Below are 23368 nucleotides of genomic sequence, written 5' to 3'. Positions count from 1 at the left end.
TTGGTGATGGCGTTGTCCAGGGTGAAGGTGGTGGGCCGGTTGGGGTAGGGGCCGATCCACTGCTGGTCGTTGACGCCGTGGAAGGCGCCGACGATTACCCGCTGCCAGGAGTCGGTGATGACGGAGATGGTCATCGGGGCGGTGGGGTTCTGGCCCCAGCCGTCGAAGAGGCGGATGCTTTCGATGCGGAAGGTTTCGCCGGGCTTGAGCGGGTAGAAGGAGTCGTAGGTGTTGATGACGCGGCCGTAGCCGTTGGGCACGTTGGCGCTGGTGACGCCGTCGGTCAGGGCCCGCAGATCGTCCGGTGAGTTGGTAATCTGGTACCAGCGGGTAGGATCAAGTGGAATTTTACCAGCGAGAGGAGTTCCACTGGATACTGCCTGCACCGTTAGAGATTGGCTAACATTGGCCGCAGCCAAATATGACGAGTTGCCCGCCTGTGAGGCTGTAATGGTGGCAGTACCCGGAGTACCTACCAGTGCCTGCCAGCGTCCGCCAGAGTTTGAAACCGTAACTACCGCCGGGTTGGACGACACAAAAGTGATAGGCGCAACCGTGTTGTTGCTGCTCGCTACTAGGTCGAATGCAGCCGTGCCGGCCGTTTTGTTAGGTATGGCTGGGAAGCTGATAACAGACTGTACCTGCGTAGGCGCCGGTGCCTGCACCGTTAAGGGTTGTGTTACGTTTGCGGCAGCCAGATACGCTGAGTTGCCAGCTTGTGAAGCGGTGATAGTAGCAGTGCCAGCCACTCCTACTGTTGCCTGCCAGCGCCCACTCGTATTTGAAACCGATACGACAGACGAGTTGGAAGATGTGAAGGTGATAGGCGTAGCCGTGTTGTTGCTGCTGGCTATCAAATCAAAGGCCGCGGTGCCTACTGTTCTGGTAGCCAGGGCTCCAAAGCTGATAACTGACTGAACCTGAACAGGTGCTGTGCTGATAGGATTACCAAAAATCTTCAGCTTAACTGGAATATTGTTGCCGTACTTATGAATAATGATGGCATCGGCCGTAACCGGGGTATTAGCCACCATATCCACCCAATTCATATAGGTTTGGCCAGTAAATGTGCCCAACAGAATCCGTTGCGACCCATTCTGAGCATAAACGGTGGCCGGCCGATTCATGAAAACACCCTGGTAATCGTAGAGCGAAACCCGAGTGATGTTAGTCTGGCTAGCTAAAGTCAGCGTTACGTCAATGTACTGCTGATTAATGGGGGCCCAGTGGTCGGCCACTAGGTCATTCATGTTGTCGTTCAACCAGGGGTTATAATTCTGCCCTGTGTTGATGCTTGGCGTAATGGCCGTGATGCCGATTCGGGTGCCAGTGTTCTGGGCATGAGCCGAAAGAATAAGCAAGTAGCTTATCAGGTAAGCTACCAGCAGGTTCGCTTTGTTGGGGTTCCCCATCCGAAAGAATAGTTGGTGAAAAGGCGTGGTTGTGGTTGAAAAGGACATGCAGCATCGGGCAGATCCTGGGAGGCATCTGCTTTTTGTTGACTATTAAGACAGGGTACTCTGGTTGGCCCGTGGCAACACGAAGCCTGCTTCTATCAGCCCGTACTAGAGGCAGCCGCTTCCACCAACCCATACTAAGGCCGAAAGACGGTTGCTAAGAACTGATGCTCTGACAATTACTCTACCCTCACGGAAACAAAACGAGTGAAGGGTGTGGGTACCTGTTCACATAGGCACCTACTGGCAGCGGCAACTACATTCAACTATTGTACTTTTTCGTCTCGAATTAGATTATATGTATCTACAGAACTTGTTTATTGTTCTTCCATAAATACATACAAAAGCTATCTAACTACTTTGACGGTTGTAAAGCTAAATACAAATTCTTTATCCCGTAAAAATTATCTGCCCTATCTAGCAAAATTGTAATTCTTTCTACAATTATGACAGTAAATGACAGTTGGTATACATCCATCTGGTTTTGGTAGACTAAAACACCCCATCTGCATAGTTACACAAGTATATCTCATAAACAATATTCATCTAACTATAACAAACGATTGCATAAGTTTTTCGTTAACAAGTGCAATCTATTGCAACAGGCAAATTCTTTTTAAACTCCACTGCTACTGTATAAAGTTCTACTATATACTGAAATGTTTTTCTAATCAAAAAAGCATCGATTTAGGACTATCGCAACTTATTACGTTATGCATAACAACCAACAAACATCGTTAGCTAATCTTCAATCAATCACAGTATCCAATTGATAATCAGCCAGCAACCCAAAACACCTCATGTTATCAGATACTACATCTTATTTGTTCGTCTCGGGCTAGCAGCTGTAAGCCCTGTTCGAGAGCCGTAGTACTGCGCAGTGCGCATAATATCGAAGAACATTTAGAAGCCAGCCCAGCAATGCAAACCCACAAAAAAACGGGGTGCGGTAGCTAAGCTCCGCACCCCGTTGGCGTATTATACTGCTATGGTTGCCTAATTGGCAATTAGTATACGAGTGGTGTATACACGGCCAGCGCCACGTACCTGACAGGTATACACTCCGTTGGCAAGTCCAGTGCTCGGCATTGTAAAGCGGTATTCCTGCCCAGCATGCACTTCTCCGTCATGAAGTTTCGCTACTTGCTGGCCCAAGCTATTGTACACTACTACTTGTGCAGCCTCGGTACGCTCGGCTAAGAAGACCACTGTAGCAGTGCTAGTTGCTGGGTTCGGGTATACCTGCAGCCGCTGAATAGCAGCAGTGGACGTGGTGTTAGCCAAAGGCAGGCAGGTAGCATCTGCCTTTACTACAATGGTAATCGGAGCAGAAGCCGCATTGCCCGCATTATCGGTAGCCGTAAACGTGACTTGGTTGGAACCCACATTGGCGCAAGTGAAGATATTTGGAACGAGGCGGATAGAAACCGGACCACCACAATTATCGAAGCTACCGTAATCGACATCATCGGCCGAAACAGTGTATGTGCCATTTACTAGCGTGACTTCCAGACCTGCTACCCGCAAAGTTGGCGGGGTAGTATCCGCAATGGTTGTAACTGTGGTGGCGTTAGTCGCTGTGCATTGGGTGGAATTATCAGTAACTCTAACGGAATAGGTGCCGGCAGTTAGGCCGCTCAAATCCTCGGTGCTGGCCATGAAGCCGTTGGGCCCGGTCCAGGCATAAGTGTAGGGCCCTGTGCCACCGGCCACCGTCAGGTTGATGGCACCTTGCGTACCACATTCCACATTTGTTGCGGCTGTTGTTAGCTGCAAAGCGCAAGTCGTTTGTGCAGCGCTGTGTTCTATCGCACCGAAAAGCAGTAGCGCTGGCAACAGCAACGATTTTGCCACTCGGCTGCGAAAAGATTGGCTAGGCTGCTGAGCAAGCGGGGAAGATGAAAAACTGATAAGGTGTGGGAAACGGCACTGGCAGGAGTCAGTAGAGCATTTGCAGTCAATGTGTTGCATGGGGCAGTAACTGGAACGGGTAATAGGTATGTGAAGTATTAAAATGGAAGCTGCGGAAAAGGCTGTTGGGCTTTCTGCCAACAGTTATGTACTTGTTCTGGCCGTATTGGGCCTAGCCTATGTATGTGCTATAATAGCAAGCTAGACTGTTTGCAAGCACGGTAACGTGATTACCAAAACATGGTTTCACTATTTATGGATTATTGACCTATATCAAGTATAAATGTACTGGTTAAAAGTTTATGATCCCCTTTTTGAGCTTATCTTCTAGCCAAATGATTCTGCTAAAACAACTACGATTGTTAGGCATAGCCCTACATAGCAACGGGGTGGAAGAGCTTGGCTCCCCCACCCCGTTGGTGTACTCAGGCTTTGTATTAGGTGCTCTTACTTAACGATGAGCAAACGAGTGGTTTTGGTAGCAGCCCCAGCTAGTCGCACCTGGCACGAATACAAGCCAGCAGGTAGGTTCTGGCTTTCAAGTTTGAACCCATACCGCTGCCGGGCCTGCACCTCGCCTTGGTAAAGCGTGGCTACTATCCGGCCCAACTGGTTGTATACCAGCACTTGCGCAGCGCCTGTGCGCTCAGCCTCGAAGCTAAGTGTGGCCTGAGCCCCAGCAGGGTTTGGATATACTTGTAGCTCCTGCTCCGATCCGGCAGCAGCTGGGCTGGCGCCACGGCTAGCCACACTGCTAGAGCATGTACCATCAGCTAGGATAATGACCGTAACCGTGGCAGTCGAGACGTTGCCGGAGTTATCGGTAGCTGTGAACGTGACCTGGTTGGGACCCACGTTGGCGCAGGTGAAGGTACTTGGGCTAATAGTCATGGAGGCTAGGCCACCGCAATTGTCGAAGCTACCGTAGTCAATGTCAATGGGGAAAATAGTGCGCGTACCGTTCTCCAAGCGCGTCTGGAAGCCCGCCACTCGCAGTACCGGAGCCGCGTTGTCTACGATAATAACCGTCACGGTTTCGCTAGCCGAGTTGCCGGCATTGTCGGTTACGGTAAGCGTAACTTGGTTGGGGCCCACGTTGGCGCAAGTGAAGGTGCGCGGGCTAATGGTCATGGAGGCAATACCACTGCACGTGTCGAAGCTACCCCAGTCCACATCGGCGGCCTCAATGGTACGCGTGCCGTTGCTTTCAATAGCTGTGATAAAGCCCGCAGCCCGAATAACTGGCGGTGTCGTGTCGGTACCACTGCTCGTGACTGTAGCTGAGGTGGTAGCTGTGCATTGAGTAACGTTGTCGGTAACAGTTACGGAATAGGTGCCCGCTGCCAAGCCACTAATATCCTCAGTGCTAGCCATGAAGCCGTTGGGGCCAGTCCAGGCGTAGGTGTAGGGGCCAGTGCTGCCAGCTACCGTCAGGTTGATGGCACCTAGTGCTCCGCACCCAGCGTTGGTTACGGCCGTTGTCAATTGTAAGGCACAAGTCGTCGACCAAGTAACCTGCACGGTGCGGCTGAAACCGCTGGTAGTGGCCGTAATATTATCGTTACCGGCAGTGGTACCCGTGTAGCAGTATTGCGCCACGCCGTTTGCATCGGTATTAACAAAGCCGGCTCTCGCATTTGCACCGCTCACCGCAAAATCCACTCGTACGCCTGCTACGGGGTTGTTAAGCTGGTCGCGGACGGTAGCGGACACACAATATTGATTTCCGGTTTGCGCGCTGCCCGTAGCCGGAGTCAGCGTGAGGCTACTGATGGTGGTAATAGGGGCAAACGACTGCCCGCCGGGGTAACCGTAGGAATCAACATTATCAAACCCATACACAAAAGCCCCGATGGCATAGCTGCCACCGCTTATTTGGTGTGCACCCAGCCCCACGGTGAGCTGCGCACCCGAGAAGCCGCTGCTGCCGATGGCGCTGAAGCTGGCTGCCGGCACCACTACGCCATCGAGCCGAACGGTACCAACAGCTGCTGTTGGCGCTACCACATTGATGTAATTGCCGGAGAAGCCGCTGGCGGGGGTAGTAACCGTGTAGCTACCCAAGAACTGCTCGAACGGGGAAATGAGCATCATAAACGGGTCGGACACCACGCCATCGAATGAAGTGCCGTTGGAATACTGAGCTACCAGAATTGGTTCGGTGGCAACAATTTGGGCCGAGCCCACAATGAGGCGCTCATGATACTGGCCCCGGTTGAGCGTAGCTACTAAAGTGCCATTCACTCGCACCTGCGTATTGTTGGTGGAAGCCAGAAAGCGGAAGGTGTCGCCATTGAGCCGGGTTTTCAGCGGCACCGATACAAATTGCTTGCCCCAAACGGAGGTGGGCGGCAATTGCTCTACCAGATGGTCGCAGTAGGTGTGGTTATGCGGCACGTTTGCGCACTTGTTGCTGCCAAATACCGATATGGGCTGGGTGGAGGAAATAATCGTACCCGACAAGTCAGCGGGATAAGCAGCAGTGCTGCGTAGCAGATAGGTTTGCCCTTGGTTGAGCGTAATAGTATAGGGCACGCCAGCCAAACGGCTCCCCGACGTTACGGTTGGCGTAATTGTCACGACCGTACCGTTCACAGTGCCCACAACAGAAAACTGCGTGCCCATCACAGCCGTCAGCTCGGAGTTAAGATAGCCCAAGTTGATGTATTGGGTACCGAGCACATCCGTAGGTAAAGCCAGGTAGGCATCGGTGGTGGCTTGCTGCCGGTTAAGGCCATACACCGTTACCTCTTGGCCCGCCACCACGTGAATTCCCAGATTCTGCACCACATCGGAGGTCAGCAACTGTACTGCCGAAGGCACAACCACCGATGTAACCGTACCAGGCGTTACCGTAAAGTTGGCCGTGAAGCTTAACCCCGCAATGCTAACGGTACCGGTAGTGGCCACATCCCCCGTAATAAATAGCGTTTGTACAGCACTAGTGCCTTCGTTGCCGGGGAAGCTGAGCCAGAAATCGGTGCCTTTGCTATCGGCGGCGGCTAAGCTGCGGGTGCTCAAGCCACACAGCAGCAAGCACAAAAACAGCATGAGCCTGACTTTCCAGACGTGAGAGAATTGGGTGCGGTCAGGCACCGATAGGGAGCCATTGGCTGTTAGCAGCAGCCGGCTTGTTGGGTCGAAGTTTTTCATGGTTAGGAAAGGAAATAAGGTGAAAAGTGGAAGACGCAAGGGAGGCAGGTAGCACCTGCTGCTAGGTATTGGAAGCCCGTTATATGTGTACAGCTCTCTGGCACGAGGGCCTATGGTGGCACAGCAGCTGATTGTGGTGTGGCCCTGTTTGGTGTAGCAACCGAAAGCCAAGTACTGTATAGCACGGATGAGCTGTAATTATTCATATAAGTAGTAGTAAAAAATAATGATAGGCGAATGTCTATATAATATTTAGGATTGCAAACACTCTCTCATTGCTTCATCTCCCCTTAGCACCTTTCAACCTCTGCCTGAACTTGTCAAGCCCATTTTATATACTTCACCTTCAATAACTTATAAAACATTCAACGATCCATGCCTTTAGCGTCCTCACATGAATATGTGAGGACAGACACCGTTTTTTACTGCTTCTAGCTTACATGCAGATTCACTTAAAAAGTGAAAGCCACCGAGCGGAGGCTCAGTGGCTTTTTGAGTGCTCAGGACTAATACTTGCCCGTTAAGCACTTATTGTATGGCGCGTCCGCTAGTGGTTGGCCGCACGAAAATGGGGGTTTCTGTTACGGTTAGCTTCAGTATGCTTGCTGGACTGTTTGCCGTTCGTTCGTCCATGGTAGTAGCTCCTACTTTGGGCGTGTATACTTGCGCGGCCCCGGCTTTGCCAAGGTTCAGCGAGTAGCTGCCCGTCTTCCCCGTTTCGGTTGGCATTACCAATGAGTAAATAGATTGCCCATTCAATTCATACCGGTCTACTAGGGGGGTTTGGCTGATGGTTTCCTTGTACACATAATTGCCTAGTAGCTTTTGCACCTGGTACAGATAGTCGGCGGCGGGCTTGCGGCGGCGGGTAATAGTATTCAGCAGACCCGATGAGGCAAACTGCTCACCACTATTGGGCTGCAAATCATACGTCTGATACAGAAATAACCGATTGACGCCACGCCGGGCATACAGCAAGGCCGTGCGCAAAATCCAGTCGGCTTGCACCTGCTCGGGCATTTTGTTGCCAATGGCTGGGGCATGCAACGGACTACCTGAGTTGATGTCGTAGCCAGCTTCCGTCACCCATACTTCCTTGTTGTATTCGCGGCCAAGCGCCACAAAGTCGTCGGCGTAGTGGCCAATACCGGTTACCTCAGGGGCAGCACCGCGGGCCGAGGTATTGCTCTGCGACACACCCGAAGCATTGGAATAGCAGTGGTAGTTGATGACATCAAAGCACAAATCCGCGGTGCCATCGGCCTTGTAGCCTCGGAACTCCTTGCACCAATCAATAATACCACGAACATAATCGGTAGTTGGCGCAGCCGTTCCTCCCATCACCACGAGCATGGTAGGGTCGGCGTTCTTGACGCCCACGCCGGGGCCCAGCGTGTTTTTGTGCCCGTCGTAGAAGGCCGATAGGTTGGCGGCATATTCGCGGGCGGTTTGGTAGGCTTTGCGCCCTTTCCACCACTTGTCTCGCTCGTTTTCGCACTCAATATACTTCACGTAGCCTAGGCCCACTTCCCGCGTGCGGATACCTGCTTCGGGAGCAGTGGCATATACCGGCCCAGTCATTACTCCACTCAGCAAACTAGGGTTAACCTTGGTGTTGCGCCCATAACGCGCCGCAAACTGGAAAGCGAATTTGGCTTGTTGCTGATAAGAAGCTGGTTCCAGTAAGTTGGCTTTGAATGCCGCCGGTATGTTTTCGGCATCTCGCTGATCGGCGGGGTAGTTGCTCTCCAGAAACCAGCCCGGCAACGTCTTCAAGCAAGGCAAAATCTCCTTGCCTTCTGCTTTCAGCCGTTGGTACTGCAAATCGTAGTTCCACCCACCCGACACTGTGGGGTTGAAAGCAAACTTGCCGGGCGTATCTTCTATCTTCCCCCAGTCTACATAATCCCGAAACTGCGTGAAGGCCTGCATCAAGGCCATGTTCGGCTCGTATATTCGGTCACGGATGTTGGGGTCTTCGTTGTTTTGCAGAAACTCCCACACAAACGAGTTGATTCCGAACTCATTAGCTAGCTTCACGGGTTTGCGAGGCGGCAGCGCCACAGCGTCGCGTTTTTTATACGTACCATACAGCACCATTTCCGTTGGAAACCCCCACCAGACGTTTGCCACGAGGTACTGTGCTGGCACTGGCTTAGGCAGAGATACTTCTATCCACTGGCCGTAGCCATCACCCGTGAAAGTAGCGAGCAGCACCGGCTTGGCCGAGGCCGAAGCTTTGGCGTAGAGCTTGAACGGCTGATTGGCAAACGAATTTTGCCCATCGAAGAACCGGACTTTGGATATGGACACATCCGACAATTCCTTGAACTCATAGTAAGCGTCGTAGTTGGGCAGCAACTTGCCCCAACCCATAAACACTTCCTTGTCGGTAATACCATCTGTGAGCTGCTGGAGGCCGGTGCTATCCGTTGTTTGGTCGCCGGTATTATTGAGCTGATACCAGTACTTGCTGCTGATTGGAATTCGGCCAGGGTCGGCATTGCCTGCTGCATCTGAGGGCTGGCTACAGGAGCTACAGGCTATGGAATAGAGCAGCAGAAAGAGCACTGCGGTCAGCTTCACTGAAAATCGGGTGCTGCTCAAGCGTACCTGCTCTATCATTTTCTGGTTGGTTTCAGATACCTGGAATTTCCTTTCTACGGCAGTGACAATAGCCGGGGCTCGCGCACATACCAAATGCTAAGCTACCACCATAGCAACAAGTGCCCGCTTTCTTTACTTCGAGCAGCAGCAACAGCTACTGTTCACTGCTTTCTGCGCTAAGCAGCCAAGCGGTTCAAGCCTTTGTATGGTTCAAGCTTTGGCAATTGGCACGCTTGTATCCAACGATTTGGAGGCTAGCGGTGCATACGCAGTTGTGGGAGCATCGGTGGTACTCTGCACAATCATGAACTTCTTTTTAAGCTTCAGGAAAGGCGTTTCGAGGAACCGATACGAGAGCTGCGCTATAACAATCACCAACAATTGACACAAGACATGAAATAGTATAGTATAAGGCGCAGTGAAGGATAAGGCATTGACCTTTTTGAATAGCAGCAATACAAGCCCGATAGCCAGGTATTGGTACATATAAATAGAGTAGGAAATATTCCCTAAAAAAGCCCATATCCGACCTTCCAACCGGAAGAACGATTTGTCTTTGCAGGAAACATTAATTATAAAAATTAAAAAACAGAACGCATACAAGGTATGCTGCACATCGCCCAGCTTCGTAGACGTTGCAACAAGCACAAGCGGCAATACCACTGAAGCCAGCTCCGCTTTATAATTAATGAAGTACGTCCGAAACCAAGCCGTTTCCTGATACAGTAGGTAAGCCCCTATCCCTCCTACCGCCATGCAGTCGATGCGGGTTAGATCAATAATTTTGTACAGCATACTCCAGGAGGATTGCTGTTCCGGCCAATGCGCCATAACATAAGTGCAGCCCATGCGCATCAGCACGAACACAACAATCACGGCCAGAATGAAGGGCAACGGCTTTTTTACATATTTAAATATCCAGGGCCAAAATAAATAGAACTGCTCCTCCACTCCTACCGACCATAGCTGAGAAGCATAAGGTACGTAATACTTTAAGCCTGAGGCTATATTAGGCAAGAACAAGGCATACAGTGCTATATTAACTGGATATCCAGGGACTACTTTCGCTGAAAATTCTGGTATAGCTAATGCGCTGATGTAGGGAATAACTAACAGCCCAAGCACAGCAATTAAATAGTATAACGGCCATATCCGCAATGCCCGTCTGACATAGAAATTTTTTATCCGAACGGTATTGCTTTCTTTCTTCTCAACGAGCAGCAGATAGGTAATCAGAAAGCCGCTTAACACAAAAAAGAAGGTAACTGCCAGAGTTCCTAAGCCATACACTGTGGCGTAATGGTTGGGAAGCAAATTAATTCCCTTCATTTCCTCAACGTGGCAAACTACCACGGCCGCCGCTGCAAAGTATCGTAAGGCATTGAGCCCTGGAAAGTAGATAGCCTTCTTACCTTTGGCCTTTTCAGAAGAAGTGGTAGTCACCATGTGTAGTGTGCTAATGCCAGCGAACTTGCATATGAAACGCAGCGTTGTTTTGCCACTAACAACTATGCTCGCTATTTCCAGAAGGCGGCTTTATTTGAACAGGACAGATGAGCGCCTAACTTTTACTTGTCTGTAACTAGGTTCATCTAACGCTAGATTTCAGCGGGTAGGCAAGCACACGCTAGTCATACAAGCTTCATTAGTAGGAGTTCGTCCGTACTATTATCTCCACAAATATAGGCCTCAAATGCCTTAGCTCAAATATTTTATAATTTATTAAATAATTATCCTACTGATATTCTTGATCTACACGCTGTTCACTTGAATGATAACTAAATAGTGCAAATATGAATTTTCTAATTCCAGCTATTCGCCTTGCATTAGATGTATAAGTGCTTGAAAAAAGGGGGGATTTAGCTGAATTATAAACCCATGTAACGAGTGTGCTCATATACTACACAACCCACGTATTCGCATCAGATAAGTAATTGACAATTAGCATAATACCCACTCTAATAAAGATTACCGATAAGTATTAGCAGTAAGGGCAATCGTTGTGGTGCCTTGCTTTCCGCATATTTCTCAGTTGAATACATAAGCTCGCAATGTTTAATTATACTGAGAAATATCCCATCTTAGCAGATAATTTTCATAGTTCATATTGCGCTACAGCGATTTGCCTACCTCTATAATGGACAGAATCCCGTTGGCGCCCCCAATCATCCCTCCTCTCCTTAGCACTGAGGCACGGCCCCGATGGTCGGTTATGATTCCTGTTTATAACTGCAGCCAATTTCTACCAGAAACGCTGGAAAGCGTACTGATTCAGGCAATGGCTGAAGCAGAAATGCAGATAGAGGTGGTGGATGATGCAAGTACCGATACGGATGTAGAGGCCTTGGTTCGGCGAGTGGGCAAAGGCCGGATCAGCTACTTCCGCCAGACGCAGAATGTGGGTAGCCTGCGCAATTTCGAAACCTGCATCAACCGTTCCAGAGGCCACCTAATTCACTTGCTACACGGTGACGATAGAGTCAGGCCCGGATTCTACAAGGAACTCGACCAGTTGTTCCAACAATACCCCGAAGTAGCCGCCGCCTTCTGCCGATTCGGCTACATGAATGAGAATAGCCAGAATCTATTCAACCATCCCATCGAAGCTCCTGAGCCAGGGGTGCTATCCGACTGGCTTTTGAAGATCAGCCAAAACAATCGGATTCAGTACGCGGCTATAGCAGTGAAACGAGAGGTGTACGAGCAACTTGGTTGCTTCTATGGCATCACGTATGGCGAAGACTGGGAAATGTGGGTGCGCATTGCTCGCCATTACCTTATTGCCTACACACCTCACATCTTAGCCGATTATCGGCGGCATTCCAATTCAATTTCCGGCAACAAACACGCTTACGGCGAGTATTTTCTGGATTTGGAGCTTGCCATGTCGTATATCCAACAACATCTACCTTCTCAGCAGAGACAAGAGCTACTAAAAAAATCTAGAAAGTATCATAGCCACCACGGTATGTACATAGCCGATGAAGTGTGGCATACGGCACATAATCGCAAGATGACGCTTAGCTTCATAAAACAATTATTGCATATGCATAAAGATTATAAGCTCTATGGAAAAATAGCTAAATTATTACTTAAGATAGCCATTAATTATCATTGATTTATTTATTTAAAAATACAGAAGCGGCCTTTTTAAGCATACCCATTTTCACAGCCAGAAGTACTGCTTTTCGTTTAGGTAGATGATTGATATAATACTGCGCTATAAATTGCTTTTTATAAAATACAGCTGTCATTATATCCTCTTTAATTAAATTTGGATTTTGTTTCTCGATAATTTTAGTCGTAATAAAATCTAGCTTATGCAAGCATTCCAACACACTATCTACGCTTTGTTCCTCCAATAATGGCTGAAAATTGTGCTGCAAGCATTCTACATGATTTTCGGAAATAACATAATCTGAACCTGCATAATAGCGAATATTGCGTACTATTTGCTGTTGCTGTGCCAAGGTATACTCCTGCCTTTTCTGCACTTGGTGCAAGCTCTGGCTGGTAACGCGGTAATCAAGCAGTACTTCGGGCAAAGTAGTTATCACAAAGCGGCGAGACAGCTGCCACCATAGTTCAAAATCCTCGGCGTAAGGCACAGAATACATTCCTACTTCTTGCACTGCCCCCTTACGGTACACCACCGTCGGATGATAAATCCAGCAAGAGAACGTCAGATTATAATAGTACAGCTCACTTTTAAATTCGTCGATTCTAATAACTTCTTTCTCTTCGGTTATCATCTGAGCAAAGGAAGAAACCATAGCGCACTCAGGATGCGCTAGCAAATAATCATACTGCCGTTGGAGCCGTTGTGGATAGCTGATATCGTCGGCGTCCATTCGAGCAATTAACTCGGTAGTTGCCAGTTTTATCCCTCGGTTAAGACTGTAGGAAATACCTGAATTAATCTTATTCCGGTATAATTTTATTCGATCATCTTGGTATGATTGAATAATAGCAACACTTGAATCTGTAGAGCAATCATCAATAATTATAAATTCGAAATCAGATAAACTTTGTTGCAGAATACTTTCTATTGCCTCTGCCAAAAAATTTTCGGCATTATATACTGGCATTAAAACAGATACGTGAGGCATGCGTATTTTGCTTGAATTATTTATGCAGAACTTTCTTTATCGACGACTTACCTTTTGCATATAGAATTGATATTTTATTCAGCATAATAGATTTAGCAAGCAGCTTTAGTAATTTTGAATCCGTGATATTCTTAGTGCGTAAGTAATCAACAAACCAATCCAAGAAGTACCGCCTGGTTTCGTGGTATAGGCCAGCTTCGGTTACTGACTGCACACAGGAGCCGATTCGCTGACGGTAACGGTTGTTGCAGCTAGCAGAAATATACACTCGCTCAGCAAGATAAATCTTGCACAGGAAGGCCTGATCTTCGTACAGCTGGTACCTCTTGGTGAAAGACTCTTCAAAGCCACCAGCGTTAAGAATGGCTTGTTTGGTAAGCATCAAACCCGAGGGGCAGGGTGCCGGTGTAGGCATCAACGGGTATAACAGATGCAGCAATTCTGTGCGCTCGTACACGCGGCCAGCAGGTGCTCCTACCAGCACTACGCTGTCTTCCTTGTGAGCATCTTCCCAGGAATACCAGTACTCAGAGGCTTCGGCTACCATGCCAATGCCGGGGTGCTCCTGGAACAGGGCGACTTGCTCAGTTAGCTTGTTTGGCAACCATACATCGTCGGCATCAAGAATGCAAACTAGCTCTCCTTTAGCCAGTTGCACTCCGTAGTTGCGGCTAGCCGTTACACCCCGGTTACGGTGGCCCTCATGCTCACAATAAATAATTTGCCCCCCCGATTCTTCGGCGTAGCGCTTGGCAATGGCAGTGCTTTGGTCGGTAGAGCCGTCGTCAACCAGCAGCAACTCCCAATGCGGATACGTTTGATACCGCACGCTCTCAACGGTTTCGGCCAGAAACCGCTCCTCGTTGAGGAAGCCAATTACAACAGAAACAAGGGGCAAATGAGAGTTGTCCATAGGAAGCGGATTAGCCTTTTTGCCACTTGTGCAGCTGCTGAGCAAAAGAAGATACAGGATTGTTCAGCACTTGAAACCGGCCCAGCCGAAATTTGTCTGAATCGTGGCCCACTAGTTTTACTTCGGTAGTAAAACAGGCCTGCAAATGTAGCTGGGCGGCTACGGCAATAGTTTCCTGGTTGTGGTTGCCGTAAGGATACGCCAAGATGGTTGGTTGATGGCCAGTGTGCTGCTCCAAGAAGGTTTTGTTTCGCTGGATTTCTTGCTGCTGCACTTCGGCAGTATGAAATGCCAATGCCGGATGGGTATGCGTATGCAACCCAATTGTATGCAGTTCACTACTAGCTAGCGTCCGCAGTTCTGCCACCGACATGGCTCGGTAATCGGGCCGCTGGCTAGGGAGCATGCTAGCCCATTCTCGGATGGCATGCAACTGCTGTTGCTGCTCAGCATGGGACAGAGGACGCAGCTGTTGCCATACTTTCAGAAATAAACTGGCCCGGTGCGAGGGAGCCGGCTCGTTGCTGGCATCCCAGTGCTGTAATTGCAACCGCAGGGCGTCGCTCAGGTGGGTTTCTTGCTCTAGCGAGGCAGTTATTAGTTGATCGGCAACGAGCAGTGAGAAGGCTGCCGGAAGTTGCGGAGCGAAGAGCAAGATATTCTCCAGTTCATCCCACCAGAATTCCGCCGTGGTTCCAATAGTTTGAGAAGCCACAAAAAACGTAGCTGGCACCGCATACTGATCGAGAATGGGCTTGGCCACCAGAAAGTTGTCTGCATAGCCATCATCGAACGTAATGGCTACGGTGTTGCTCTTCACCTTTTTATTTCGCACTGCCTCCACCAGTTCTGGTACCGATAGTACAGTGGTCTTCTTACGCAAAAACTGAATCTGCTGCTCGAAATTGACAGGGTCAACGGCAATTTTCCAGATGTCGGCATCTGGTTTAGCAATGCGGTGATACATCAGCACACACGCCCGGTGCGGCAACGCCAACCCCAGCACAGAATGCAAGCGGTCAAGCAAGAGGATACGCTTTAACGGCTTTCACCGCATTAATAACTTGAAACTGCGGGTCATATACGTCCAACTGGGCCGAGGTTACTTCTGGCAAGCCGAGGCCATACAGAAAGGCACTGGCAATAAACACGTTGCCGTATGAGGTGATGGTCAGGCTGTCGGAAGGAAAGGTTTCGGCCATCAGGCGGTGTAGGGCGCTATCCGTAAACGACCAGTACCAGGTTTTGCGCCACTCGCCGTGGTCGATGGGGGTGATACCCGGCACGGTGAGCAGCAACACGCCGCCCGGCTTCAGAATTCGGTGGCAGGTAGCCAGGGCTTGTTTGTACTCGTAGATGAGGTGCAGCGTTTGGGTAAGCACCACACAGTCGAACGTATTATCGGGCACGTGGGGCGCGTCGCTCAGGTCGCCGATGAACGTGGCCTTCTGGTTGCTGGCGTCTACGTGCAGAATATCGCTTTGCGCTACCTGCGTTTTGCCGAAATTCAGCGTGTATTCATTGTCGCCAATTTCCAGCACCCGCCCTTTAATGGCGGCGGCCTCCTGCCCGAGAAACTTTTCGATGTAGTAGCGGTCCACGGGGCCGCCCCGGTCGTAGCCAAACTCGGTGCTGAAAGGTGTGGTACGCGCGAAATCCCCCATATCTACCTTCCCAATAGCCGGCATGTATTGGTTGTATATTCCTGCTTTATGGAGCAACCGCAACCCCGCATTGGGAGTGATTTTCTTGATGCTTTTCTTGATCATAGGGGTCTGGTGCCGCAGGAAGTAACGCAGGGCAAGTCGTGGTTTGAAAGACAGCAGAGTGGTCAGTTCTGCTGACGTAGCTGACGTAGCGCCAGCCGTAATCTTGTTATATATTTCCCCGCTATAATACTCTTTCCATACGAGTTGGCCACGCGCGAAAGCCTGCTTTTCTGCTTCGGTACGCAATAGAGGCTGCTGTCGGGCCTGTACGGCCAGCACCGTGCGCAACATCATAGGAATGTTGCCCGACATATTGGTATCGTGTAGGCGGTAAGCAGCTATGCGGTGAGTATGGTGGGCAACGGGTTGCGTACGGGCTACATTTAGGTACACGTCGTAGTCTTCGCAAGCACGTAGAGCGGGATCGAAGCGCACTTTCTCGAAAACCCAGCGCTGGTACATAACAGTAGCGTGCATGCCAATGTAGTTGCCTTGTAGCAGACGCAGATAATGGTCGGCGGCAACTTCCTGCGCTTCGTGTTTGATCCGCCCCAACGCCGTAAATACCTTGTCGTGCCCCCCGGAAATGAAAGCCAAGGCCGGGTTTTGCAACAGGAAATCCGCATTGATTTTTAGGGCGTTAGGTAATAGCCAGTCGTCAGCATCCAAAAACACCAGGTACTGCCCCGTACTATGGTCGATGCCGGTGTTGCGCGCCGCCGACAGCCCTTGATTTGCTTGGTAGACGTACTTCACTCGCGCGTCGGTGGCGGTTACTTCACGGGTGTTATCCGTCGAGCCATCATCGACTACCACTATTTCCACAGCCGGATAGTCTTGCTGCCAAACGCTGGCAAAAGCTTCGGGCAGATACCGGCCATGGTTGTAGCACGGAATGATAACGGAAACCAGCGGGTAAACAGGTAGAGCAGCGGCCATAACTAAGAAGGTAGGTTAGAGGCCCGCTTGCGATTCTGGTAATAAAAAAGCACCCCCGACGCCAACCCTTTCACTTCCGTCCAGAGCGTCTGGCTTCGGAAACGGAAGAAGGGAAAGCCTATTCGGACCAATAAGGCATAGTACTTGGGCATATGCCAATATAGATACCGAGAGTAGCCCGCTTGTGGGCATTGCTCCTGCTGGATGAGGGCGGCGGCGGCATGCCCGCGCATGTAGGCGAAAATCTGCTTGCGAAGCTCATGCAGCTGCTGGCGGTGCGCGTGGTAGACTACGGCCCGCGGGTTGTAATGAATGGTGTGGCCACGGGTGAGAATCCGAAACCACATTTCGGAATCCTCACTGCACCCCGACGCACCAGCGCCCAGCCGCTCATCAAACAAGCCAACTTCTTGGAACACTTCTTTGCGGAAAGCATTGTTGGCCCCAGCCCCAATGTGCCACACGGGTGGCCCGCCCGGCAGGACCCGCTTCAGATACGCTGGGTCGTAGTAGAGGTCTTGGTAGCCACGGTTGAAACTCCAATGCTTTTCAAATATCTGCTGCGCCTCGGTTTGCAGTTCCGACACCAGCACCAGCCCGGTCATGGCCATAACGGCCTCGTTTTGAAAAGTTTGCCACACCTGATACACCCAATCGGGGTGTAGTACTACATCGTCGTCGGTGAAAGCCAGAATACTGTGCGTGGCCTGCGCCACCCCCGTATTGCGGGCATGCGACAAACCAGGGCGGGGTTCGACGTAGTACCGGATGCCAGGGTATGCGGCCACTACCTGCTGGGTGCTATCATCAGTGGGCGCATTGTCTACCACTACAATTTCAGCGGGCTGACAAGCTAAATTGTTCAACGATTCTAAGCACAGGCGCAGGATAGAAGCACGGTTGCGGGTACAAATTACCACCGACACAGGCACGTGCGGTGGCAACGCCCTCAGGCTATAAGGCTTGAAAACAACGTGCATCCATGCTGCCCATCGCGCAAAATCCGTTTGGTTATACCAGGCTTGCCAATTCTCGTCTCCTAACCCAACTTTAGCAGCATACTGCTGCACCGCGGGCGCAACGGCCTGCACTACTATAGCTTGGTAGGCAGCCTCATCGGGTGCTTGCTCCGCCTCCAAATACACGTCGCCCAGCGCAACCTGCTCCCACCAGAATACCAGATAGTTGCCCTGTCCATTTTGGGCAAGCAGCGGCATATCTGGCCCGGCGTGTAGCGGCACATGGGTGATATGGTAGGGGGGGTAAGAGCTCATACGAATAGCCTACTAAAGACTGAGGCGCTGCTGTTGAAGCGGCAAAACCAATCTAAGGTAGGCCGTTTTTGGTTGCGGTTGGTGCTATGCTGTTGCCTGCCGTGGTGTGGCGAGCAGGCACCACAGAAATGATTGATGCAGGCCAGCCGTAGTTCAGCTTAAGGCTGGGCATGACTGGCTACTGCGGTGCGTGCGACGTGCCGCTCCAGTAGGTGCCACTTCCCTTCCTGCTTCACTTGGCTGAAAACGCCCAAAGAATCCAGAATGCGCTGGTGCGCGGCATAAGGCGTACCTCGAACCAATAGATAGTCGGCCCGCTTCATAAGCTCCCGCGGACCAGCACCCCGGTAAATGTCGCCTTGGGTGGGTAGGCCGCCGCTTTCCTTGCGCCGGATCATACCGAACCGAAAGTCGATGATTTTACTGGTGGCAATGCCGTGTTTGCGGACGATGAAATAGTTCTGAAACTGGTCGTACACCATTCTACCCCGAAATTCCGGGTCATAATTCAGGTACGACAGCACTTTAGTTTTGTCTTGTGGCAGCAACTCCACAAAGTTTTGATTTTCTTGATCGAACTGCTGGAAATACTGGCCCCATAGTGCCAAATGCGCTATGGCTACCAAGCTAGCCGCAATTGCAAATACTCGGTTATTCTCCTGAAAAATTTTGCTACCAATAAAGAGAATTGCCAACAACAGAATGGTACAGAAACGCTCGTATAGTGGTTCTTGCCCTGGAATTCGTTTAGGCAACAGGAAAAAGCAGCTCGCCGCCACTATCAGCAGAATAATAATATAAGCAAACTTATTGTCCTGCAGCGCCGGAACAGTTTCAAAAATCTGCTTTTTCTTGAATATCACTCTATAAAATATATAAAGCAGAGGCACAATCAAAATAAATGAAAGCAATACCCCTACAAGATATCCGGTGTTGCCAGCAAACAATTGATAATTATCGGCAAATAAAAACATAAGCCGCCATTTGTACGTCTGCAAAAATTCCCCGGCGTAGTAGCCCTCCATCGACTGTAGCGTAGACACATCTTCGTTGCGGTAGCCAGTGGTGCTCTCAGCGGAATGCTGCAGGAAAAACCACCAATACACAATTAGCAACCCTAGCGGCACCAGTACAAAGGAGTGCGCAACCAAGCCCTTGAAATTGGCGCGGTAACGGTACATAATAAAGGAAAACACCATCAACAGGCTGAACAGCGCCATCATGGCGTGTAAAAAATACACTGCTACCAACAGGGCCGCAATGCCTAGCATGTTGGCCACGTGGTTGCGGCGCTCGTCTACACTGCGGAGCCACAACCACAAAATTAGCAACACCACATTGTTAGCCAGCGCGTTATCGGTGAAGCCAAAAGTCAGGTTAAAACCGTATACCAGAATAAAAGAAGCAACTGCAAACCATTTATTACCCTTCAATTCTGCAATAATTAACAGCACTAATAAGGGCAAACTCGTTATAATGAGTAAGTGAAATATTTTATTCGCTATTTCTACACCACTAAATACAGGAAGCGAGAAAAACAACAAATGAAAAGTATTGGGATACATAAAATAATTCAGCTCATAATACTTGCTGAAATCATTGGATGCACTGTTGTATAATTTATACACCGTTGCTTCGGCAAGGTGGTTGGGCACGTCCGCAAAGGGGAAATAGTGAATAGATAGCACAATGCAAGCATGCGCAACAAGCAATAAGATAAACAAAACCCAGAAGCTGTACTTCTTCGCCATAAATGAATGAAAACGATACTAGTTGGTGCGAAAAAAAAGGAATATGCCTGACTATTTTTTGCGACGGTTTTGCGGAAACGCCCTAGCCCCTAGTAATCTAGCAAGTGTCGTTCAGGCAAACCAAAGCCAAAGACAATAACCACTGAGGGGCTGCCTTTGGCTTATTGGCATTGAAGTATGAGCGGCTTGCTACCGATGTGGATTCTACCGCTGGTTTAGGTTGTAATGATCGGCCAGCAGGTTGCTCAGTAGCGGAATGTCAACAAACATCAACACAACCAGCAGGCAGCAAAACAGCACTACATACAGCATAAACCATTTGCGGGTATACAACTTCTCGGAGCCTTGCACCGGCGAATTGTCTAGCAAGCCAATGCGCAGGTACCAAGCAAACAGCAGCGCAAAAAATGGGAAGCTCACCAGCAACTCAATGCGATTCTTCACGAGAAAAATACCCAGGAAGAAGGCCGAAGTAAGCGCGTAAAAGAACATGGATATCAGCAGGCTGTGTTCGGTATAGAATTTAAACGACCGACGATATAAACCAGCCAACTCAGGGTTGTTAATCAACCGATATTCAGCGAAACGCTTGGTAGCCATCAGGTAGGCACCGCCCATCCAATAGGCTACGATAATGCTAGAAGGCGGTAGGCTATTGAAAAGCGCAACCCCATCAAATTCGCTGAACGTGAGGGCCGGGGCTACAATAAACCAGCCCAGCGCGAACCGGATGGGGTTATTAACCGACTCCGATAACACATCAAGGTATACCCGCTCTTTGGTACGGAAGGGGCGCACGTTGTACATAACGCCCATAAACAGCAGAAATACCGATATCAGCAGAAACTGTAGGCTGATTTGATACGCTAAGGCAAACCCAACCACAGCCAGGCCCGCCCACTCCGAGTACACCAGCACGGGGTTAACCACCCGTACAACCGAAGTGCGCTTCTTTTTAAGTGGGTGAAACTTATCGAATTCGGCGTCGAGATACTCATTGATGACATAGTTGGCCGAGGCAACCAAACAGGTACTAGCCACTCCCATAACCAGCTTCAATAGAAAGGCAGCATCAAGAGGTGCCCGGTAAACAATGAGGGCAAAAAGCACCCCAGGCATCATGAATACGTTTTTGGCCCAGTTATCGGGCCGGGCAATAGCAATATAGTCCTTCAGCCCTGCCGGGACTAAGGATACTTCTGGCTCGCTGGCTAATGCGCCGGAAGACAAGGCATTGTGACTCATAGTGTGGTAGAAGCTAGTGTGGCGTTGAGACGTTGTTCGAGATGCTGATAGAAAGTAAAGCTGCTGAAAGGCTGTTTATCTACAATTAGATAGGGCATACCTGCCCGCTCGGCACAGAGACCATCCAGTTCTTGCCGGTCACCAATAAATAGGCACTCCTCGGGGGCTAAACCCAAGGCATTGGCAATGTGCAGCAACCCTGTGGGTGCCGGTTTCAGCTGGTCTATTTCGGGGTCGGTGGAGCTGACTACAATATCGGCGGCTAGGTTCATAGCCACCAGCTTGTCGTGAGCCTTGTAATCGGAGTAGATACCAATCTTAAGGCCGTGCTCACGAATAGCTTTGAAAAAGGAATGCGTGCCCGGATAGACGCAGTTTAGTAAGTATTGGTTGGGGTGCGTGAACATCCAGCGGTTCACCACCTGCTTGACTTTCTGCACGGGAAATCGCCCCTTGTCAGCACACCACTTATACTGTTCGTTTTCTAGGTCAGGCCCAATGGCACCAGGTCGCTTTTCGCGCTCGGCACGGAAGCGTTGCAAAATGCGCATTTCCTGTAGCCGCCACGGCCGTAGTGCATAGTACGCCAACAGATCAACCAGCATCTTTGAGCGCAGCCTGGACTGCTCGTACAACGTCCCGTCTACATCAAAAATAATGGCCTTCACCTTACGCATATCACTAACTGTCTTACTAGACATTATCAAGAGAAATTGACTGGCTTAATAGCAACTGTAAATACTGGTAATGTTCAGCTTGCCGCAGCACGTTGCATGCACTGCTTAAAACCATATTATATAGTATTTAAGTGCTAAACTACCTCATATTTTTGTGGAATTCAAATATGATTATGAAATATTTATAAAAATAATATTGACTATGTGTTAACTCAACAGTTTGCTAGTTGGGCTGTACTGTAAGCATTCGGTATTCGATTATGTGCATAATGTGAAACGTTAGTTGGATGTGCACCGATGCAAACAAGGGTGTACTTGGTAGGCGACACCATTACTTCCTACCAATGCAAAAGCGAAGACAAAGCACTTTTATTCACTTACAATTCATTAGTAATCAATAGTATACAGCTATTATAATCAGGGCAGTATCCAGTATATTACTTGTAAGTAGCTATTACCCAGAGTAGTGCCTACAGCCAGAGTAAGCCTAGCGTCAGCGCTACTAGCTAAGCAGATCCTTTTTCTTAGTTGTATCAGCAGAGGGTTATTTCCCAATGGTTTATCCACTGGCTATAGCACTGCGGATTGATTCCTACTGCCTATCTAGTTACGCTAGGTGGGTCGGGTGCGCTTTGCTTCCCAAATCCAATCTACACTGTATCCAACGCCCCTTTTGTTTGAGGAGGAAATAGCGTTAACAATACAGTTCTATTCCTGATTTTGAACTAAGTAATGCAAATCAGTGAACAATCAATCCTAAGATAGACACAATTACTAATTTTAATTATATTTTTTTGTGTACGGATAAGGTTTTATTCATAAAATAAAATTTAATTATTCATGAAAAAAATAATAAATAAATATAATAATTAGCTTTTAAATGGGCTTTTTGCACACATGTTTATACAATAACAAGAATCTATCACCTGCGGTTTTATACAATATTTTACCTGCCCTAACTTAGTATTAATCAAAAACTATATAAATCAACGGTTGATAATACAGGCAAAAAAACCTTTAGAAGCGAAGTCCATTAGCTTCTTTTAATACAAAATTCGCGTCACAAAATTCGACTACCTCTACTACACGAGGCAGTTAAAACACTCTCAACTACCAACTCTCTATGAAACACTTTTATAAAGGAATATCAGTGCTTGGCTACCTAGCCAGTTGCTTACTAGCAGCAAATGCCCACGGGCAGCAGATGATTACCGGCAAAATTCCGATTGAAAGCACTCGTTGGTATCATATTACCAACTCGCCGGATGATCTGCGAGCCCTGACCGACGGCGTCACCAGCGCCAACGTGCCCAACGGCTACGGCCGCGTCATCAACACCTACGACTCTTTCTACCCGCTCAAGCCCGGCGAAACCTTCCGCATCGAAAGCATCCGCCTCTTCGACGGCTGGGGCCAGAACCCCACCGCCCCGATGACCATCTCCGTCATCACCGACTCCTGGCAGCGGGTGATCGTCGGCGCCTTCCACGGCGTCAACGACCAGCAGTGGATCGGCCCCTACCCCAACCGGCCCACCACCTTCACCCTGGACAACGCCATCACCAACGCCCGCTACATCGTGCTGACCTCCTCCTGGGCCTACCCCACCGAGATGGAGCTCTA

At 49.5% G+C, this 23368-nt stretch carries 13 protein-coding genes and 2 pseudogenes; 2 read left to right on the top strand and 13 right to left on the bottom strand.

Translation table 11 applies throughout. The features are described from left to right. The 5 genes and pseudogenes from G536_RS0101025 to G536_RS0101005 form a co-directional block, all read right to left on the bottom strand. Positions 1-1460: pseudogene (locus G536_RS0101025) on the bottom strand (hypothetical protein); the annotation flags it as partial. Positions 1461-2453: 993 nt separating this feature from the next. Then, on the bottom strand, positions 2454-3233 hold the full coding sequence (locus tag G536_RS0101020) for a T9SS type A sorting domain-containing protein (protein ID WP_071837647.1): 780 nt from the start codon (positions 3231-3233) through the stop codon (positions 2454-2456). 582 nt (positions 3234-3815) lie between these two features. Then, positions 3816-6521, bottom strand: coding sequence for an Ig-like domain-containing protein (locus G536_RS25670; protein WP_022821719.1), 2706 nt, complete (start codon positions 6519-6521; stop codon positions 3816-3818). A 528-nt stretch (positions 6522-7049) separates the two neighbouring features. Then, positions 7050-9146 carry a hypothetical protein gene (locus tag G536_RS25665; RefSeq protein ID WP_051166812.1) on the bottom strand — a complete coding sequence of 699 codons (2097 nt, stop codon included), beginning with the start codon at positions 9144-9146 and terminating at the stop codon, positions 7050-7052. A 192-nt stretch (positions 9147-9338) separates the two neighbouring features. Continuing rightward, on the bottom strand, positions 9339-10574 hold the full coding sequence (locus tag G536_RS0101005; RefSeq protein WP_022821718.1) for an acyltransferase family protein: 1236 nt from the start codon (positions 10572-10574) through the stop codon (positions 9339-9341). Positions 10575-11265: 691 nt separating this feature from the next. Here G536_RS0101005 and G536_RS25660 point away from each other — a divergent pair. Further along, on the top strand, positions 11266-12246 hold the full coding sequence (locus tag G536_RS25660; RefSeq protein ID WP_022821717.1) for a glycosyltransferase family 2 protein: 981 nt from the start codon (positions 11266-11268) through the stop codon (positions 12244-12246). A gap of 1 nt (position 12247) precedes the next feature. Here the strand turns inward: G536_RS25660 and G536_RS30130 are convergent, their stop codons facing one another. The 8 genes from G536_RS30130 to G536_RS0100960 all read right to left on the bottom strand — a co-directional run bounded on the left by G536_RS30130 (position 12248) and on the right by G536_RS0100960 (position 21769). After that, entirely contained in the window at positions 12248-13237 is a 990-nt protein-coding gene (locus tag G536_RS30130) for a glycosyltransferase family 2 protein (protein ID WP_022821716.1), read from the bottom strand. 16 nt (positions 13238-13253) lie between these two features. Next, the gene (locus tag G536_RS25650) at positions 13254-14150 is read right to left on the bottom strand and encodes a glycosyltransferase family 2 protein (RefSeq protein WP_022821715.1); all 897 of its coding nucleotides are present in this window, start codon (positions 14148-14150) and stop codon (positions 13254-13256) included. Positions 14151-14160: 10 nt separating this feature from the next. Beyond that, positions 14161-15177 (bottom strand): polysaccharide deacetylase family protein, encoded by a 1017-nt coding sequence (locus tag G536_RS30125; RefSeq protein ID WP_169515021.1) that lies wholly within the window; start codon positions 15175-15177, stop codon positions 14161-14163. Beyond that, positions 15170-16798, bottom strand: a complete 1629-nt coding sequence (locus G536_RS0100980) for a glycosyltransferase (protein WP_022821713.1) — start codon at positions 16796-16798, stop codon at positions 15170-15172. The genes G536_RS30125 and G536_RS0100980 overlap by 8 nt, the downstream gene beginning before the upstream one ends. Positions 16799-16800: 2 nt before the next feature. Further along, positions 16801-18072, bottom strand: coding sequence for a glycosyltransferase family 2 protein (locus G536_RS0100975; protein WP_022821712.1), 1272 nt, complete (start codon positions 18070-18072; stop codon positions 16801-16803). Positions 18073-18230: 158 nt separating this feature from the next. Beyond that, the gene (locus G536_RS0100970; protein ID WP_022821711.1) at positions 18231-19823 is read right to left on the bottom strand and encodes a hypothetical protein; all 1593 of its coding nucleotides are present in this window, start codon (positions 19821-19823) and stop codon (positions 18231-18233) included. A 204-nt stretch (positions 19824-20027) separates the two neighbouring features. After that, entirely contained in the window at positions 20028-21068 is a 1041-nt protein-coding gene (locus G536_RS0100965; RefSeq protein ID WP_022821710.1) for a UbiA family prenyltransferase, read from the bottom strand. Then, positions 21065-21769, bottom strand: a complete 705-nt coding sequence (locus tag G536_RS0100960) for an HAD family hydrolase (RefSeq protein ID WP_084708437.1) — start codon at positions 21767-21769, stop codon at positions 21065-21067. The genes G536_RS0100965 and G536_RS0100960 overlap by 4 nt, the downstream gene beginning before the upstream one ends. 1099 nt (positions 21770-22868) lie before the next feature. Here G536_RS0100960 and G536_RS25640 point away from each other — a divergent pair. After that, positions 22869-23368 (top strand): annotated as a pseudogene (locus G536_RS25640) (hypothetical protein); the annotation flags it as partial.

Source organism: Hymenobacter norwichensis DSM 15439, assembly GCF_000420705.1.
In the GTDB taxonomy this organism is placed as follows: domain Bacteria; phylum Bacteroidota; class Bacteroidia; order Cytophagales; family Hymenobacteraceae; genus Hymenobacter; species Hymenobacter norwichensis.
This window is presented reverse-complemented; position numbering and strand designations above follow the sequence as displayed.